Source organism: Maritalea myrionectae DSM 19524, assembly GCF_000423365.1.
Lineage (GTDB): Bacteria > Pseudomonadota > Alphaproteobacteria > Rhizobiales > Devosiaceae > Maritalea > Maritalea myrionectae.
In genome coordinates this window covers 599476-613926 of the sequence record NZ_AUHV01000002.1, presented here as the reverse complement: position 1 = coordinate 613926, position 14451 = coordinate 599476, and the positions used below count along the sequence as shown (strand labels likewise).

The following is a 14451-nucleotide window of genomic DNA, read 5'->3' as shown; positions in this document are numbered from 1 at the left end:
GTACTGAAAGGTACATAAAAAAATCTGCTTGGCAAGAGTTTTGTACTAAATGGTATCAAAAGATGAAAAGCGCCCACGCGGGCGCCCGAAACAATTTGACGAGAAAATTGCGATCCAAAAGGCGACAGACCTGTTCCGCCGCGCCGGATATGATGGGGTGCGCATCGACCAATTGGCCAAGGAGATGGGGTTGAATAAACCCAGCTTCTACCGGGCTTTCGGCGACAAGGCGAAATTGTTCGAGCGGGTGGCCCAAACCTATATGGAGGATGTATGGGCCGAATGGCAAAAGGGGATAGAGGGGGCAAGCTCGCTCTATGAGGCGATTGAGCGCACGTTGGACATCTCAATCACCCGCTTCGCTGCCGCCGCGCCCAGCCGGTCAGGTTGCTTGGTGCTCACCACCATGCCCGCCGCCGCTGGTGAACATGATCAAATTCAAAAATCGCTGCATCAATTTTTGAATGCGGCGCAGGTCCAGATTGCTGAAAAACTCACCGCACAATTCCCAGCCCATTTTGAGGGAGCTGATTTGAGTGCGGATGAGTTGGCGAGCCTGGTCAATTCCACGTTGCACAGTTTGGCGATTCAGGCGCGCGGAGGGGCCTCATTGGGCGAGTTGCAAAAGGTCAAAAATATCTTTTTAAAAAGCCTCAAACCGCTGGCATAAAATAGGCTGAAAAGGCGCTGTAAATTTCTGTAATTTTGCTGAAATAAACTAAAATTATGGCGTCGGATTTCAGTTTTTGCGCAAAAGAAAAGGGGTTTCAGATGCTTACACCTGAAATCCCTTTCTAATTTCGATGATTTTGACCCTTAGAATGTTTTAAAGGTCAGCGTGGTCAGCGAGCGCTCAATGCCTTCAATATCCACAATATTGTCATTGATGAACATGCCCACATCCTCGCCTTCGGGAATGTAGATCTTCATCATCAAATCAAAATTGCCCGAGGTTGAATAAAGCTCGGAAACAATTTCGCGCTCGTGAATTTGGTCGGCAACTTCATAAGTTTTGCCCGGCTTGCACCGCAATTGAACAAATACGCAGGTCATAATTGTGTCCTCACATGCCAAAGTTCGGGGAATAGTTCCACATCCAGCATCCGGCGTAAATAGCTCACGCCACCTGTGCCGCCCGTGCCCCGTTTAAAGCCGATAATCCGTTCCACCGTTGTGACATGGTTGAAGCGCCAGCGGCGAAAATAATCTTCAAAATCAACAAGCTTTTCAGCCAATTGATACAGCACCCAATATTTGTCCGGGTCCTTATAAATCGTTGCCCATGCCGCTTCAACACCCTCGTCGGCCACATGGGTTTTGCTGACATCGCGGTCCAAAATAGCTTTTGGAATATCAACGCCATTGGCATGCACCAGCTGCAGCGCCACGTCGTAAAGGCTTGGCACTTCAAGCTCTTTTTTGAGCATGGCGTGAATGTCTTCGCGGTGCGCATGGGGCTTCAGCATGGATTGATTGCGGTTGCCCAGAATATATTCAATCTGCCGATACTGGTAAGATTGAAAGCCGGAGGATTGGCCCAATGTCTCGCGAAACTGGGTATATTCCGACGGGGTCATGGTGCGCAACACGTCCCACGCATTGTTGAGCTGCTCGAAAATACGCGCCACCCGCGCCAGCATCTTAAAGGCCGGCTCGAGGCGGTTTTCCTGCATCGCCGCGCGGGCCGCATGCAGCTCATGCACCGCCAACTTCATCCACAATTCGCTGGTTTGATGCTGGATGATAAACAGCATCTCGTCATGCGCCGTGGAGAGCGGCTTTTGGGTGTTGAGGATGGTATCAATTTGCAAATAGTCACCATAGGACATGCGTCCATCAAATGACATTTGAGCGCCTTCTTCGCTCGGATCATATGGCTTGATCATGTAACTTTTGACCTTTTTTGGTACTTGGGATCGTCCCAAACTTTTTCATTTATAATAGTACCAAGAATGGCCGCAGCGCCACGCACATCATCATGATCAACATAAAGCGGGGTAAACCCGAACCGCATCATATCCGGGGCGCGGAAATCGCCGATAACCCCGTTGGCAATCAGTGCCTGCATCGCCGCATAGCCATTCTCGAAATGGAATGACACTTGCGAACCCCGGCGCTTGCCCTCACGCGGCGACCCCAATTGCAATTGCGGGCAAAGCCGCTCAACTTCATCAATAAACAAATCACATAGCTCGATGGACCGCTCACGTACGGCGTCCATCTCCACCATGTCCCAAATGTCCATGCTAGCTTCCAAAACGCTCAGGGCGATGATCGGCGGCGTGCCCACACGCATCCGCTCAATGCCCGGCGCAGCGCGATAATCGAGATCAAAAGCGAACGGCGCTTCGTGCCCCATCCAACCGGAAAGGGCAGGGCGGGCTGCATCTTTATGCTTGTCAGCGACATAGATAAAGGCAGGTGCACCGGGACCGCCATTGAGATATTTATAGGTACAACCCACCGCAAAATCAGCGTTGCAGCCTTCAAGGTCAACGGGCAACGCGCCTGCGGAGTGGGCCAAGTCCCAAATGGTCAAAATGCCATTGGCATGGGCTTTCTCGGTCAGCGTTTTCATATCGTGCTTGCGCCCGGTGCGATAATCCACTTCGGTGATCATCATCACGGCAACGTCGTCGGTAAGCGCAGTTTCAACGTCTTCCGGCGCGACCACGCGCAGTTCATACTCGTCGCCCAAGCTCTTCAATAAACCGTCGGCGATATAAAGGTCGGACGGGAAGTTGCCCTTGTCGGATAGCACAACTTTGCGGCCCGGATTGAGTTCCAATGCCGAAGCCAAAGCCTGATAAACCTTGATCGACAGGGTGTCGCCCATGACCACAGAACCAGCGGGCGCGCCGATTAATTTGCCAATCCGGTCGCCAATCTCGCTGGGCTTGTTGATCCACCCGGCCTTGTTCCACCCGGTGATCAGCATCTCGCCCCATTCATCCTGAATGGTGCGCTCCACTGCGCCCATCGCCGCTTTTGGCAACGGGCCAAGGCTGTTGCCATCCAGATAAATCATGCCCTTGGGCAGATGAAACTTGGCTTTGGTCTGGGCGAAAATGTCGGTCACGCTTGCTTCTCTCTTAACTGGAACCGTTGGATTTTTCCGGTTTGGGTTTTGGGCAATTGATCAGTGAAGATCACCGAGCGCGGATATTTAAACGGCGCAATGGTGGCTTTCACATGATCTTGCAAAGTCTTGATCATTTCCTCTGATGGCGTGGCGTTTTCGGTCAACACCACATGCGCCTGCACAATGTGGCCACGCGCATCATCTGGCACGCCAATTACAGCGCATTCAAGCACATGCTCGTGCGACAAAAGCGCCGCTTCAACTTCAGGTCCGGCGATGTTGTAGCCAGAAGAAATGATCATATCGTCATTGCGGGCGGCAAAATGGAAATAGCCATTCTCATCTTCCACGAACGTGTCGCCGGTGATGTTCCACCCGTCAGCGACATATTTGGCCTGCCGTTCATCATTCAAATAGCGACAGCCTGTTGGGCCACGCACCGCCAACCGACCTGGTTCACCGCGCGGCATTTCATTCATCTCGTCGTCGACCACTTTGGCTTCATAGCCCGTCACAGGCTTGCCTGTGCACGCGGGTTTGGCATCGTCCAAGCGGTTGGAAATAAAGATGTGCAGCATTTCGGTGGCACCAATGCCGTCCAGCATCGGCTTGCCGGTCTTTTGTTGCCATTCCTCAAACACAGGCTCAGGCAAGGTTTCCCCGGCCGAAACCGCGCAGCGCAAGGTGGACAAATCCGCCCCTTCATCCATGGCCCGCAGCATCACGCGATAGGCGGTGGGGGCGGTGAAACAGATGGTGGCCTTGTGGGTTTCGATGATCTCGATCATGTTCGGGGGCGATGCTGTTTCCAGCAAAGTGGCCGTTGCGCCAAAGCGCAAGGGGAACACGGCCAAGCCGCCCAACCCGAAGGTAAAGGCCAAAGGTGGCGAGCCAACAAATACATCTTCCGGGGTGACTTGCAGCACTTCTTTGGCATAGCCATCGGCGATAATCAGCAAGTCGCGATGAAAATGCATGGTGGCTTTCGGTTCGCCCGTGGTGCCCGAGGTGAAGCCCAACAGGGCCACATCGTCACGACCCGTTTTTACGGCTTCATATTTGACCGATTTGCCCAAGGCAACGCGATCCAATTCGGCGTCATGATTGGCGGTGCCATCAAAACCGATAATGGTTTTCAAATGTTTCGAGGTTTTGCCGCAGGCAACAATCTCGTCCATCATCCGCGTGTCGCAAAGGGCAAATTCAATCTCGGCCTTATTGACAATGCCGCTAAGCTCGCCCGCCCGCAGCATTGGCATGGTGTTGACCACCACCGCGCCCGCTTTGGTGGCGGCAAGCCAGCAGGCAACCATGGCGGGGTTGTTGGCAGAGCGGATCAATACACGGTTGCCCGGCTTCACGCCATAATCTTCCACCAGCGCATGGGCCAAACGGTTGGTCCAGTCGGCCAATTCCTTATAGGTGCGCTGGCGGCCATTACCGATCAAAGCGGTGTGGTCGCCAAAGCCTTTTTCCACCATCGCATCGGTGAGGGCGCGGCCCACATTCAAATATTCCGGATAGGTGAAATCTTCCGTGTTGATCTGCGGCCATTGATCAAATGGCGGCAAGTTCTCCCGGCAAAAATGGTCCACATGACCTGTTGGTCCCAATTCCATGATCCCCTCCCAAGGAATTTTAGCTTAGTGTCTGGCGCGCAATCACAATTTTTTGGACGTCTGAGGCGCCCTCATAAATGCGCAAGGCGCGAATTTCTCTGTAAAGGCTCTCCACGATCGACCCTTTGCGCACACCGTCGCCACCGTGAATTTGTACGGCTTTGTCGATCACCTCTTGCGCTTTGTCTGTCGCGTAAAGTTTGGCCATGGCCGCTTCCCGCGTCACGCGAGCAGCGCCCATATCCTTGGTCCAGGCGGCGCGGTAAATCAGCAAGGCAGCCGCATCCACATCCAAGGCCATATCGGCAATATGGCCTTGCACCATTTGCAATTCGGCCAAGGGCGCACCGAACAATTCCCGCGATTTGGCACGGGTCAATGTTTCGTCCAACGCGCGACGGGCAAAGCCCAACGCCGCCGCCCCAACAGTGGAGCGGAACACGTCCAAAACGCTCATGGCGATTTTAAAGCCTGCACCTGCCTCACCAATCATGCCGGTTTTCGGCACATGCACATTGTTGAACTTCAACCGGGCGAGTGGGTGTGGCGCGATAACGTCCAAGCGTTCGGCAATCTCTAGACCTTCGCTATCGGCTGGCACCACAAAGGCGGATAGCCCCTTGGCCCCCGGCGCTTCGCCTGTGCGGGCAAAAACCGTGTAGACATTGGCGATGCCGCCATTGGAAATCCATGTCTTTTCGCCATTGAGCACATAATGATTGCCCTTATCTTCGGCGCTCAACTCAATATTGGCCACATCCGACCCGGACTTGGGCTCGCTCAAAGCAAACGCAGAAAGCGCTTCGCCTGCGCGGGTTTTGTCCAGCCAGACCTGCTGGTCCGGTGTGCCGAACAGCGACAGCGCCCCGGTGCCCAAGCCTTGCATCGCAAAGGCAAAATCGGCCAAGCCATCATGCCGCGCCAATGTTTCGCGGATCAGGCAAAGGCTGCGCACATCTAATGTCTCGCCTTGCTTCGCACCGCTATATTTCAGAAAGTCTGCTTTGCCCAACGCGGCCACCAAATCTTTGCAGGTCTGATCCACATCGCTGTGATCGACGGGCAAATTGGCGCTGGCCCAGCTTTCCAGCTCGGCATGCAAGGCGCGGTGCTTTTCTTCAAAAAAGGGCCAGTTGAGAAAGCTTTGGTCGGCCATTAATTGCCCTCAAACTTTGGTTTTTCTTTCGCGACAAACGCGTGGTAGGCGCGCTCAAAATCCTTGGTTTGCATACACAAAGCCTGCGCCTGCGCTTCGCTTTCAATCGCTTGCTCGAGGCTCATGCTCCATTCCTGATTGAGCTGGGTCTTGGTGATCCCATGGGCAAAAGTCGGTCCCGCCACCACACGCTCAGCCAGCTTCATGGCCGCATCATCCAACTCATCGGCGCTGTGCAGCGCGTTGAAAAAGCCCCAGTTTAAGCCTTCCTCAGCACTCATGGAGCGGCCTGTATAAAGCAGCTCCGCTGCGCGACCCTGACCGATCAAACGGGGCAGCATCGCACACGCGCCCATGTCACAGCCTGCAAGGCCCACACGGGTAAACAAAAACGCGGTTTTGGCTTCCGGTGTCGCCAACCGCATGTCCGAGGCCATGGCGATAATCGCACCCGCCCCCACGGCCACGCCATCGACAGCAGAGATGATCGGGGTGGAGCAATTGAGCATCGCTTTGACCAAATCCCCGGTCATGCGGGTGAAGGCCAACAGCTCTTTCATGTCCATGCCAACCAGTGGCCCGATAATGTCGTGCACATCGCCGCCGGAACAGAAATTGCCGCCATTGCTGGCGAAAATCACGGCGTTGATATCGTCGGCATAATGCAGCTCGCGGAAAAAATCGCGCAGCTCGGCATAGCTTTCAAAAGTGAGCGGGTTTTTCCGGTCGGGGCGGTTCAATTGCACAATGGCAATGTCGCCCTTCATGGTCAGCAAAAAATGTTCGGGTTGATAATCGGCCAATTTAGTCATGCTGATGATCCTTTCGGATATGGTTGAGCGCGTCGACGAAATGCTCAATGTCGCTGTCCTGCACATTGTCCATCAATTCATCGATCCAGCGTTCATGCTCGGCAGCCATTTCGGCAAATTTCTCGACCCCCTTCGGGGTGAGCCGCACCAGCGTGGCGCGCTTGTCGCCCTTCACAGAGACTCGCACCACATAGCCATCCTGCACCAGCCGATCGATAATCCCGGTCACATTGCCGTTGGAGACCATCAATTGTTGAGACAATTGGCTCATCAATAGCCCTTCGCGGGTGCGGTCCAGCATCGCCATCACATCAAAGCGGGGCAGGGTGGATTGGTAGGTGATGCGCATGCGCTCGCGCAGCTCATTCTCCACAAAGCGGGCGGTTTTCAGCATATGCAGCCATAGGCGCAAGCGCTGCTTGCTCATGGGGTGTCCCGTCACCGGGTCAGTTGCGCTCATATTTCACCTCCTGAAATAGAAAGGGCCACACCATTCAGCCCCTCACTATGCGGACCGCACAAATTAAGCGCCGCCGCGGCCACTTCTTCCGGCTCGATCAGCCGCCCCTGCGGGTTGTTTTTCGCCAGTGCCTTGAGCGCGTCATCCGCGCTCATGCCTGTCTTTTCCATAATATTGTCGATGGACCGCTCGGTCATCTCCGTATTGAGAAAGCCGGGGCAAAGCGCATTGGCGGTGATGCCGCTTTTGGCCATTTCCAACGCCATGCTTTTAACAAGACCGATCACCCCATGCTTGGCCGCCGCATAGGGGGCGACATAGGGATAGCCTTTCAGCCCAGCGGTAGACGCTACAGCGATCAAGCGCCCCCAGTCCTTGCCTTTCAGCCGCACCAAACCTTCTTTGAGGGTCAGGAAGGTGCCGGTCAAATTCACATCGATCATATGCTGCCAATCGGCAAGCGAGGTCTTGGCCAAAGGGGCGCTGGAGGAGGCGCCTGCATTGGCGACCACAATGTCCATCACGCCGATCTCGTCAAACAGGGCCTTCACCGACTCTTCGTCTGTGATGTCCACCGTCGCCACTTTGATGTTGGCATGTTGGCTGGCCGCCTGCTCAAGCGTTGCGCGCGTGCGGCCCGCCACGGTGACCGTGCCGCCCGCTTCAGCGAACCGCTTGGCCATCACCGCGCCGACGCCGGTGCCGCCGCCTGTGATCAATATGTTTTTGCCCGCTAAGATCATACCTTAATCCCGATGCCTTCATTCCGTTCTGCCAGTCGCATCATTTGATCCCGACCAGGCAAATAGGGCAAGGGCCATTCGCTATCTTTGTCGCCAAGGGCAGCTGCGGCATGCAGCGTCCAATAAGGATCAGCCAAATGCGGCCGCGCCAGACACACCAGATCAGCCCGGCCTGCCATCAGGATCGAATTGATATGGTCCGGCTCATAAATATTGCCCACGGCCATGGTGTTTAGCCCGGTCTCGTTGCGGATGCGGTCAGAGAACGGGGTTTGGAACATGCGACCATAAATCGGGGCAGCATCAATTGAGGTCTGGCCAGCGGACACGTCGATAATGTCGATCCCCACGGCTGAGAACATTTGCGCGATCTGCACGGCTTCGTCTGGTGTCACACCTTCTGCGCCCACCCAGTCATTGGCGGAAATCCGCACGGACATGGGCTTATGATCTGGCCAGGCATCGCGCATGGCTTGCGCCACTTCCAGCGGATAGCGCATGCGATTGTCCAGCGAGCCACCATATTCATCCTGCCGATTATTCGACTTGGGTGAAATGAACGACGAAATCAAATAGCCGTGCGCGGCGTGTAGTTCGACCATATCAAACCCGGCCCGATCCGCCATGTTGGTGGAGGCGACAAACTGGTCGCGCACCTTATCCATATCGTCCCGATCCATGGCCTTTGGCGTAGCATTATCCGGCGACCAAGGAATGTCTGATGCGGAAAGGAGCGGCCAATTGCCCTCTTTGATCGGCGCATCCATGGTTTCCCACCCCAATTGGGTCGAACCTTTGCGGCCCGAATGGCCGATCTGCATGGCCATTTTGGCGCTGGTCTCGCTATGCACAAAATCAGTAAGGCGGGTCCACGCCGCCTCATGCTCAGGGGCATAAAGCCCCGGGCAGCCCGGTGTGATCCGCCCCTCGGGCGACACGCAGGTCATTTCCACATAAACAAGTCCAGCACCGCCTTTGGCGCGCTCAGCATAATGGGCAAAATGCCAGTCATTGGGGCAACCATCCTTGGCCTTATATTGGGCCATGGGGGAGACCACCACGCGGTTTTTCAATTCCATATCGCGCAGCTTGAAAGGCGCAAACATTGGCGCACGATGCACGCCTTTCGCACCAGCTTGCTCCTGAAACCATGTTTCAGCAGATTCCAGCCATTCCGGATCGCGCAAGCGTAGATTTTCATGGCTGATCCGTTGAGAGCGGGTGAGCAATGAATAGTTGAACTGCACCGGATCAAGATCGAGATAGCGCTCCACATCTTCAAACCATTCGGTAGAGTTGCGGGCCGCACTTTGCAGGCGCAGCACATCTAAGCGACGATCTTCCTGATATTTGCGGAACGCGGCGTCAAGCGTCGGCTCGGTGTGCAAAAACTCAGCCAGCGCAATGGCGCTTTCAAAGGCGAGTTTGGTGCCCGAACCGATGGAGAAGTGGGCCGTGGCCGAGGCGTCGCCCAACAGCACGACATTTTCGTGGTGCCATTTTTCACACAATACGCGCGGGAACTGCAGCCATGCTGACCCGCGAATATGGTTAGCGTTGGTCATCAGGCTATGGCCGCCCAAATGATCTTTGAAGATCTCTTCGCAAATGGCGATGGTTTCTTGCTGGCTGATCTCGCCAAACCCGAACTTTTCGAATGTTTCAGGCGCGCACTCTACAATAAAGGTCGCCGTGTCCTTATCGAATTGATAGGCGTGGGCCCAAATCCAACCATGCTTGGTTTTCTCAAAAATAAAGGTGAAGGCATCATCAAATTTCTGATGGGTGCCGAGCCACACAAAATGACATTTCCGCACATCAATCTGCGGCTTGAAATGGTCGGCAAATTCGGTGCGGGTTTTGGAATTCAGCCCGTCAGACGCCACCACCAAATCATATTCTTTCATGAGGGGCGAGGCGCTGTCGATTTCGGTTTCAAATTCCATTTTAACGCCGAGTTCGCGGGCGCGCTCCTGCAAGGTCAGCAGCAACTGCATGCGACCAACGCCGCAAAAGCCATGGCCGGTGGAAACGGTGCGGTGCCCATCATGCACCACCGCAATGTCGTCCCAATAGGCGAAATGCTCACGGATCGCTTCGGCGCTCTCCTTGTCATTTTCGGCCATATTATCAAGGGTTTCATCGGACAAAACCACGCCCCAGCCAAATGTATCATCTGGCTTGTTGCGCTCAAAAATCGTAATGTCATGCGACGGATCGCGCCGCTTCATGCTGATGGCAAAATATAGGCTGGCCGGGCCACCGCCCAAACATGCGATTTTCATAATGTCCTCCCAATGGCGCAATGTTGATCACGCATGGCGGGTATGATTGCATCAGAAACAAGATATTTCAAGCTCAAAATTTTAGGCTTGAAATATATTTAATTTTGGTGAACACTTAATGGCGATAGGGAGGACATATGGGCGAGCAAAATATGCTGCGCATAGAGCAAGTGGACGTTAAAGGCCACAATGCCGCGTGGGCGATTCTCAGCATTGATCGACAAAAGCAACGCAACGCACTCAACACAGAATTGTTGGGGCAGATTGCCGATGCGCTGGACGATTTTGCCCAATCCTCAAGCGTGCGTGCCGTGCTGATTTGCGGCGAAGGCGAGCATTTTGCCGCTGGCGCCGATATCAACGAAATTAAAGATAAAGGCCGGGAAGAAGGCTATCTCGATCCGCGCAAAGCCCATTGGAGACGTATCCGCAATTGCCCCCTGCCGTTGGTAGCGGCAGTGGATGGCTTTTGCCTCGGCGGCGGGTTTGAACTGGCGCTGATGTGCGATTTGATCGTGGCGGGCACCACCGCCAAATTTGGCTTGCCGGAACCCAATTTGGGCCTGATCCCCGGCGCAGGCGGCATTGAGCGCCTCACCACCATGGTGGGCCGCGCACGCGCCGGGCGCATTGTGCTTGGCGGCGAAATTGTCGACGCGATCACGGCCAATGATTGGGGCATTATCAGCTATATGGCCGAGGATGGCGCACTGCCTTTTGCAGCGAAACTGACCGAGCGCTTGGCCCTACGCGCACCCTTGGCGATGCAGGCGGCGAAAAAGGCGATTGTCGCCAGCGCCGAAACCCCGCTCAAACATGTGATGGGCGAAACCAGAGGCGATTTCGAAAACCTGCTCGGCACCGCAGATAAGGCCGAAGGCGTGACCGCCTTTCTCGACAAACGCAAACCCACATTTGAGGGCAAGTAATGGTTGAGCTGAATAAAATCGGCGTGGTGGGCGCAGGCGTGATGGGGCGCAATATTGCGCTGTTCTTTGCGCAATCCGGCCATCAGGTGCAGCTTTTTGATGTGAACCATGACGCGGTGACCTCAGCGCTGGACGCGGTGGGCCAAACTTTGGCCCGGGCCGTGGATAAAGGACGGGTGAGTGCCGATGACGCGGCGGCCACCAAAGCGCGGCTGAGCGCGGCAAGCGAGTTGGCCGATCTGGCCGAATGCGATCTGGTGATCGAAGCCATCGTCGAGCGGTTGGACATCAAGCAACAGCTCTTCGCTCAATTGGAAGAAGTTTGCGGTGCAGAAACGCTGTTGGCCACCAACACATCGTCACTCAGCGTTGCCGATATTTTTGCCAATCTCACCCATAAAGACCGGGCGCTGGGCCTGCACTTTTTCAACCCTGCCCACATTATGAAGCTTGTCGAGGTCATCACAGCCCCACCCGTATCTCAGATACGATGTGATGACCTCGTCATTTATCTCAATCAGATCGGCAAAACCGCAATCAAGGTGAAGGATAGCCCGGGCTTTATCGTCAATCGGTGTGCGCGGCCCTTTTATGGCGAGGCGCTGGCGATTTTGGAAGAAGGTGACTTTTCGGCCCATCAAATTGATGCGGCCATGCGGGCACAGGGGTTCCGCATGGGGCCATTTGAACTGATCGATCTGGTGGGCGCAGACATAAATCTGGCCGCCAGCGAAACCATGGCCAAAGCCTTTGATTACAATCCGCGCTACTATGTGTTTGATCGCCTGCAACGGCAGGTGGATGAGGGCGCCCTGGGCCGCAAAAGCGGCAAAGGCTTTGTGACCGAGGACGTTCAGGTCGACCTCGCTGAAGCCGACCAGAACCAAATTGCCGAGCGCATATTGGCCACGCTGATCAATGAGGCGGCGTCTGCCGTGGATGACCAGGTGGCGGCGCCGCAAGATATTGATCTGGCGATGCAATTGGGGTTGAATTTCCCCAAAGGGCCATTTGCATTTTTGGCCGAAATCGGGCTTGATCGAGTGCGAGAGATTTTGGCGCATCTGGAAGAAAATGCCCCGACCTATCTGGAAGGGCGTTATCGGCCAGCCGCAGCCTTGCAAGGGGAAAAATTTGATGCGTGACGGACTGCCAAACTGGACAACGCCCAGCGACTGGGACGATGCCTATGCCAATAGCGCATATATCGAAGATTCGGACTCCTATGTAAAATATTGGGCGAAAGCGTCGGCACAATTTCGCGAGGAAATGGGTGCAGCTGGCCGCGCGGAACTAGACTTGGCCTATGGCGAGGCGCAACGGGAAAAGCTCGATCTGTTTATGCCCGAAGGCACGCCGAAAGGCCTGTTTGTTTTTGTGCATGGCGGTTATTGGCTGAGCTTTGATAAAAGCGCGTGGTCGCATTTGGCCAAGGGGGCGCTTGCCCATGGCTGGGCCGTGGCCTTGCCCTCCTACACGCTGGCGCCTGAAGCGCGGATCAGCACGATGACCCAGCAAATTGGCGCGGCGATCCTTTATGCGGCGACCAAAGTTGAAGGGCCAATTCGCATTTCTGGACACTCTGCCGGCGGTCATTTGGTGTCGCGCATGATGTGTGCAGACACGCCTTTGTCCAAAGAAGTGCAATCGCGGTTGAAGCATGTGGTGTCTTTGTCCGGGCTGCATGATTTGCGCCCGCTGCTCAACACTCGCATGAATGAAGGGCTGCAACTGGATTTGGCTGAAGCGCGCGCGGAAAGCGCAGCGCTATTGGAGCCACTGGCGGATGTGCGCCTCACCTGTTGGGTGGGTGCTGATGAACGGCCGGAATTTTTGCGCCAAAATCAATTGTTGGCCAATGTTTGGACCGGGCTTGGCGTGGAAACAAATGCGGTGGAAGCACCGCACAAGCACCATTTTGACGTAATCGCTGATTTGGAAGAGCCCGATAGCGCTTTGACCAAATTGGTCGTTGGGGTGAATGAGAAATAGATATTTTAAGCATGAAATTTTTAATATTGAAATATATTAAGATTCATGCATGGATGTAACTATAATGGTTTGCGGCAATTGGGTATCTATACCCATTGTTGTAAGAATTGGCCTTTGCTTTGGGAGAGGCAAAGGGCAAATTAAATGCTTCACCTGTCGTGAAGTGTTGTAATCGGCGGACCTAGGTTCGCAGTTTGGGAGGAAACTATGAAGACGCTAAAAACAATAATGGCCAGCGCAGTGGCGATGAGCTTAGCCCTTGGCGGCTCGGCCATGGCTGAAGGCGCAAAAATCGGCATGATCACAACCTTGTCCGGCGGTGGCGCTGGCTTGGGTGTAGATGTGCGCGATGGCTTTATGCTGGCGATTGAACAAGCCGGCCGCGACGATGTTGAAGTTGTCATCGAAGACGATGCCCGCAAGCCAGACTTGGCCGTGCAAATCGCCGACAAAATGATCCAGTCTGAAAAAGTGGATATTCTGACCGGCATCATTTGGTCCAACTTGGCGATGGCGGTTATTCCATCAGCCGTGGCGCAAGGTAAAATCTACGTGTCGCCAAACGCTGGTCCATCTGCTTTGGCAGGCAAAGGCTGTAACGCCAACTATTTCAACGTGGCATGGCAGAACGACAATTTGCACGAAGCCATGGGCGCGTACGCCAATGTGGCTGAATATACAAACACCTTCATTTTGGCACCGAACTATCCGGCTGGCCAAGATGCGCTGAACGGCTTTAAGCGTGAATATCGTGGCCAGTTGGCGGGCGAAGTGTTCACCAAATTGGGCGCAACTGACTATGCCGCTGAGATCGCACAAATCCGCGATTCAGGCGCAGACAGTGTGTTCTTCTTCTTGCCAGGCGGCATGGGCATTGCGTTCATGAAGCAATATGCAGCCTCTGGTGTTGATCTGCCGGTGATGGGCCCAGCCTTCTCATTCGACCAAGGCATTTTGGGCGCTGTAGGTGATGCAGCACTTGGTGTGCGCAACTCTTCACAGTGGAGCAAAGACATCGACAACGAAACCAACAATGCGTTCGTTGCTTCGTTCCAAGAGAAATATGAGCGTTTGCCATCGCTTTATGCCAGCCAAGGCTTTGATGCGGCAAATCTGATCCTTTCTGCATTGGACAAAGCCGATGTAAAAGACACAGAAGCGTTCAGCGCTGCACTGAAAGAAGCTGACTTCAAGTCCACCCGCGGTGACTTCAAGTTCGGCAACAACAACCACCCCATTCAAGACATTTACGTACGTGAAGTCGTGAAAGAGGGTGACGTGTTGACCAACAAGATCTTGGGTCTGGCACTGACAGATCACCAAGATGCTTATGCTGAAGATTGCCCATTGCAATAATAGCTGAGTTGATTGGC

Annotated in this window: 14 protein-coding genes; 5 read left to right on the top strand and 9 right to left on the bottom strand. The window is 54.5% G+C overall.

Annotated features, from left to right (window positions below):
- Positions 1-49 precede the first annotated feature (49 nt).
- A complete protein-coding gene (locus G549_RS0103145; protein ID WP_027833801.1) occupies positions 50-670 on the top strand; it encodes a TetR/AcrR family transcriptional regulator in 621 nt (206 codons plus the stop codon).
- Positions 671-816: 146 nt separating this feature from the next.
- On the opposite strand, the gene G549_RS0103140 is transcribed toward G549_RS0103145, so the two are convergent.
- The 9 genes from G549_RS0103140 to G549_RS0103100 are packed head-to-tail and all read right to left on the bottom strand — an operon-like array spanning position 817 to position 10157.
- Positions 817-1053 carry an Lrp/AsnC family transcriptional regulator gene (locus G549_RS0103140; protein ID WP_027833800.1) on the bottom strand — a complete coding sequence of 79 codons (237 nt, stop codon included), beginning with the start codon at positions 1051-1053 and terminating at the stop codon, positions 817-819.
- Positions 1050-1886 carry a tryptophan 2,3-dioxygenase gene (gene kynA / locus G549_RS0103135; protein WP_027833799.1) on the bottom strand — a complete coding sequence of 279 codons (837 nt, stop codon included), beginning with the start codon at positions 1884-1886 and terminating at the stop codon, positions 1050-1052. The genes G549_RS0103140 and kynA overlap by 4 nt, the downstream gene beginning before the upstream one ends.
- Positions 1883-3079, bottom strand: coding sequence for a kynureninase (kynU, locus tag G549_RS0103130; protein WP_027833798.1), 1197 nt, complete (start codon positions 3077-3079; stop codon positions 1883-1885). Before kynU ends, kynA begins: the two co-directional genes overlap by 4 nt.
- Positions 3076-4701 carry an AMP-binding protein gene (locus G549_RS0103125; protein ID WP_027833797.1) on the bottom strand — a complete coding sequence of 542 codons (1626 nt, stop codon included), beginning with the start codon at positions 4699-4701 and terminating at the stop codon, positions 3076-3078. Before G549_RS0103125 ends, kynU begins: the two co-directional genes overlap by 4 nt.
- Positions 4702-4720: 19 nt before the next feature.
- Complete coding sequence (locus G549_RS0103120) at positions 4721-5857, bottom strand: acyl-CoA dehydrogenase family protein (RefSeq protein ID WP_027833796.1); 1137 nt, start codon at positions 5855-5857, stop codon at positions 4721-4723.
- Positions 5857-6669 carry an enoyl-CoA hydratase family protein gene (locus tag G549_RS0103115; RefSeq protein WP_027833795.1) on the bottom strand — a complete coding sequence of 271 codons (813 nt, stop codon included), beginning with the start codon at positions 6667-6669 and terminating at the stop codon, positions 5857-5859. The genes G549_RS0103120 and G549_RS0103115 overlap by 1 nt, the downstream gene beginning before the upstream one ends.
- Complete coding sequence (locus G549_RS0103110; protein ID WP_027833794.1) at positions 6662-7129, bottom strand: MarR family winged helix-turn-helix transcriptional regulator; 468 nt, start codon at positions 7127-7129, stop codon at positions 6662-6664. Before G549_RS0103110 ends, G549_RS0103115 begins: the two co-directional genes overlap by 8 nt.
- Positions 7126-7872 carry an SDR family NAD(P)-dependent oxidoreductase gene (locus tag G549_RS0103105; protein ID WP_027833793.1) on the bottom strand — a complete coding sequence of 249 codons (747 nt, stop codon included), beginning with the start codon at positions 7870-7872 and terminating at the stop codon, positions 7126-7128. Before G549_RS0103105 ends, G549_RS0103110 begins: the two co-directional genes overlap by 4 nt.
- Positions 7869-10157, bottom strand: a complete 2289-nt coding sequence (locus G549_RS0103100) for a bifunctional salicylyl-CoA 5-hydroxylase/oxidoreductase (protein WP_027833792.1) — start codon at positions 10155-10157, stop codon at positions 7869-7871. Before G549_RS0103100 ends, G549_RS0103105 begins: the two co-directional genes overlap by 4 nt.
- Positions 10158-10294: 137 nt before the next feature.
- On the opposite strand from G549_RS0103100, the gene G549_RS0103095 reads away from it, so the two are divergent.
- The 4 genes from G549_RS0103095 (at position 10295) to G549_RS0103080 (ending at position 14434) form a co-directional block, all read left to right on the top strand.
- On the top strand, positions 10295-11086 hold the full coding sequence (locus tag G549_RS0103095; protein ID WP_210162387.1) for an enoyl-CoA hydratase-related protein: 792 nt from the start codon (positions 10295-10297) through the stop codon (positions 11084-11086).
- Positions 11086-12231 carry a 3-hydroxyacyl-CoA dehydrogenase NAD-binding domain-containing protein gene (locus tag G549_RS0103090; protein WP_027833790.1) on the top strand — a complete coding sequence of 382 codons (1146 nt, stop codon included), beginning with the start codon at positions 11086-11088 and terminating at the stop codon, positions 12229-12231. Before G549_RS0103095 ends, G549_RS0103090 begins: the two co-directional genes overlap by 1 nt.
- Positions 12224-13078, top strand: a complete 855-nt coding sequence (locus G549_RS0103085) for an alpha/beta hydrolase (RefSeq protein ID WP_027833789.1) — start codon at positions 12224-12226, stop codon at positions 13076-13078. Before G549_RS0103090 ends, G549_RS0103085 begins: the two co-directional genes overlap by 8 nt.
- Positions 13079-13285: 207 nt before the next feature.
- On the top strand, positions 13286-14434 hold the full coding sequence (locus tag G549_RS0103080; RefSeq protein WP_027833788.1) for an ABC transporter substrate-binding protein: 1149 nt from the start codon (positions 13286-13288) through the stop codon (positions 14432-14434).
- Positions 14435-14451: the final 17 nt, after the last annotated feature.

What these genes read in the sequence shown, in the direction of transcription:
- G549_RS0103145 (WP_027833801.1), top strand. Translation starts at nt 50, where the DNA reads ATGGTATCAAAAGATGAAAAGCGCCCACGCGGGCGCCCGAAACAATTT.
- G549_RS0103140 (WP_027833800.1), bottom strand. Translation starts at nt 1,053, where the DNA reads ATGACCTGCGTATTTGTTCAATTGCGGTGCAAGCCGGGCAAAACTTAT.
- kynA (WP_027833799.1), bottom strand. Translation starts at nt 1,886, where the DNA reads ATGATCAAGCCATATGATCCGAGCGAAGAAGGCGCTCAAATGTCATTT.
- G549_RS0103125 (WP_027833797.1), bottom strand. Translation starts at nt 4,701, where the DNA reads ATGGAATTGGGACCAACAGGTCATGTGGACCATTTTTGCCGGGAGAAC.
- G549_RS0103120 (WP_027833796.1), bottom strand. Translation starts at nt 5,857, where the DNA reads ATGGCCGACCAAAGCTTTCTCAACTGGCCCTTTTTTGAAGAAAAGCAC.
- G549_RS0103115 (WP_027833795.1), bottom strand. Translation starts at nt 6,669, where the DNA reads ATGACTAAATTGGCCGATTATCAACCCGAACATTTTTTGCTGACCATG.
- G549_RS0103110 (WP_027833794.1), bottom strand. Translation starts at nt 7,129, where the DNA reads ATGAGCGCAACTGACCCGGTGACGGGACACCCCATGAGCAAGCAGCGC.
- G549_RS0103105 (WP_027833793.1), bottom strand. Translation starts at nt 7,872, where the DNA reads ATGATCTTAGCGGGCAAAAACATATTGATCACAGGCGGCGGCACCGGC.
- G549_RS0103100 (WP_027833792.1), bottom strand. Translation starts at nt 10,157, where the DNA reads ATGAAAATCGCATGTTTGGGCGGTGGCCCGGCCAGCCTATATTTTGCC.
- G549_RS0103095 (WP_210162387.1), top strand. Translation starts at nt 10,295, where the DNA reads ATGGGCGAGCAAAATATGCTGCGCATAGAGCAAGTGGACGTTAAAGGC.
- G549_RS0103090 (WP_027833790.1), top strand. Translation starts at nt 11,086, where the DNA reads ATGGTTGAGCTGAATAAAATCGGCGTGGTGGGCGCAGGCGTGATGGGG.
- G549_RS0103085 (WP_027833789.1), top strand. Translation starts at nt 12,224, where the DNA reads ATGCGTGACGGACTGCCAAACTGGACAACGCCCAGCGACTGGGACGAT.
- G549_RS0103080 (WP_027833788.1), top strand. Translation starts at nt 13,286, where the DNA reads ATGAAGACGCTAAAAACAATAATGGCCAGCGCAGTGGCGATGAGCTTA.